This window comes from Aeromonas sp. QDB56, from assembly GCF_027705505.1.
Taxonomy (GTDB): Bacteria; Pseudomonadota; Gammaproteobacteria; order Enterobacterales; family Aeromonadaceae; genus Aeromonas; species Aeromonas caviae.
In genome coordinates, this window is sequence record NZ_JAPDBZ010000242.1 from 1 (window position 1) to 2,371 (window position 2,371).

Below are 2,371 nucleotides of genomic sequence, written 5' to 3' on the forward strand. Positions count from 1 at the left end.
TGTGGCGTTGGAGCCGATTTCAAAAAAAGTGGCGCAATACCGTTAGGGCAAGTACGTCGATTTAACGGCGCTTACGATGGAATTTGATGAGTTTAGGGCCCGTGCGACTCTATCAGCAGCTGATATGATCTATGAGCGTACTAGCCAGCGGCCGGATCTACTTCGTGCGGCGGTATATCTGCAAGACTGCTTCGCACTCCTGTCAACAGATGGTGATCCAACGGATTTACGTGGCGAATGCTTGTTGGCCTGTAAAAACGTCGTCGAGCGTCTGCGAGAGCAGATCAACGTAAATGGGCCAGATAGTTCGCTAAATGGCAGTGACATCATCACTTTGACCCTCTTCGACCATCACTGTATCCCTGTTGTCGATAGACAAGTCCGGCAGATGGCGGTTGCCGAACAGATGTACAATTTAGGTCGCATATCAAGCGATCAGGGTGCTGCGTACCTGCTACGTGAAGCCTGCCTCAATCCACGACCGATACGGCAAATGTCCCGAGAACGCCAGCGGATGAGTGTTTTGCGTAGTGCCTCCAATATTCCACAATTGGGACGAAACGAACCTTGTCACTGTGGTTCCGGAAAAAAATTTAAAAAGTGTCACGGTCGTGAAGCGTGACAAAAGCATTGAATCTTGACTACAAACCCTGCTTCGGTATCGATGGGGGCTGGCTGTGTAGGTACACAGATATGGTGGTGCTAGCTATCCATCTCTGGTTCATGCCAAATGGCTGGTGCCTAAAGCAAGTCACACCAGACCCCATCGGACTCGATCAACCTAACAAGAGCTTGCGCACTGAATCCGTCGGCATACAGTGTCTCTTCCTCATTCTCAACCTCAGCCTCGTCCATCTGTTCAAACGCCCGCAGATAATGCGGTTCATCGCGCAAAGCGATCTCCATGATCTCGCGGGAGACGACGTGGAAACCATCGATGACCTCACCATCAAATTCAATCGAAGTATCCACAACCCAGGCATGCAGGGCTGGCAGATGATTGAAATCACTCAGCAATAGAGCTGAACGCAACCCTTGGTCATTTAGCAAGGCTTGAAGCACAACCGGTTGCTTGCGCTTTAACTGCCTCGCCGCCTTGCGCAGGGTATTGGTTCGATGCAGCCAGACTTCATGACGAGTTGAACGGATGAAGCCAGACTTGACCTCCAGCAGCAACACTACCCCATCCAAGTGACAGATCAGGTCCACCTCACCAGCATCGCGCTCATCACTCAATGGTGGTTGGTAGCCCACGACGACGCTGAACCCCCTCTGCCTTAGCGCTTCGGCAAGGGTATGTTCAATACGCTCCGTTTCGCTGCGCAAAGCTGTCCGGCGTTGTTCAACACGACGCAGGTTATTCACCGCAGCGGTCAGATTGTTCTGTTGACCGGCAACCCAGGGGAACTGAAAGCTGTAGCGGCCAATCTTGTAGAACGGTCGCTCGTACAGCCGTGGTGAAGGCATGTTAGGTACTTGCCTCATCTGTGCGGATAGAGCCTGCAGATCACTGGTCCAGAACTTCAGGATGGCACTGGCCGCTTCGGTGTCGCCCTTGGGATGCTCAGGACTGACGGTCCAACCACAAATTCGACTGATCTTATCTTTCGGTTCCGACCAGGTGATGGGAAAGCGATTCTCGCCTTGTACAAGCCCGTCCAGAGCTAATTGACCAAGTGCTTTCGCTGCTACACCTGAGTCGTCCATATAGCGAAGAAAAGGCTGAAGAAACGCCTGCTCAAAAAACACTGTCGTCAGCTCACTGGCTAATATCGCGTGGTGCAGTGCTACCTCAGCTCCGTCGTTCAGTCTGACCCGCTCACCCAGACCGAAAATCGTCTGCAGGTAAAGCTGACTGCGGATGGCTTTTATGTAAGCAAGCTGATTCGCTTCGTGATTTTCCGGTCTCCCGATGATTTTGCCAGCTATATCTGAAGCTGCGAATTGGTCAATCGCGCGGTACATCCAGTAGTGCCAAAGCAACTTGCTTTTGCGCCCGGTACGCTGCCAGCGCTGTGAGCCCGTATATGTTTTGTTGAAAATGACCGGTTGTCCCGGTTTGAGCTGGTAACCGCAATCACTGTCAAAACAGAACCAATTGATGGAATTCTCGTAGTCGATTCGCTCGCGCATGGCGGCAATAAACAAGGCGACCGATTCGAGGTTGGCAACGTTCTCTCGCCCCACACCTGACTGTGGAAAAAGGATTGGCGACAAATGACGCTTAATAGAGCGGCCGAGAGCTTCCTCTGTCAGTTGAAAATCACACTCAGAGCAATTCGACAGCTTGCGCGCGGCCTTGTTGCACAATTCCAAAGCAGGACAGCAGTCTCTCAGGCGCCGATTTCGCTCAGTTGACCTGTTGTCGTAC

At 52.1% G+C, this 2,371-nt stretch carries 2 protein-coding genes; one reads left to right on the forward strand and one right to left on the reverse strand.

Going from position 1 to position 2,371, the window contains the following annotated elements; all coding sequences use genetic code 11:
- The first annotated feature begins 76 nt into the window (after positions 1–76).
- Positions 77–622, forward strand: coding sequence for an SEC-C metal-binding domain-containing protein (locus OKB81_RS20035; RefSeq protein WP_270805414.1), 546 nt, complete (start codon positions 77–79; stop codon positions 620–622).
- 119 nt (positions 623–741) lie between these two features.
- On the opposite strand, the gene OKB81_RS20040 is transcribed toward OKB81_RS20035, so the two are convergent.
- Positions 742–2,371: nuclease-related domain-containing protein (locus tag OKB81_RS20040; protein ID WP_270805415.1), on the reverse strand; the 1,630-nt coding region annotated here is incomplete at its 5' end.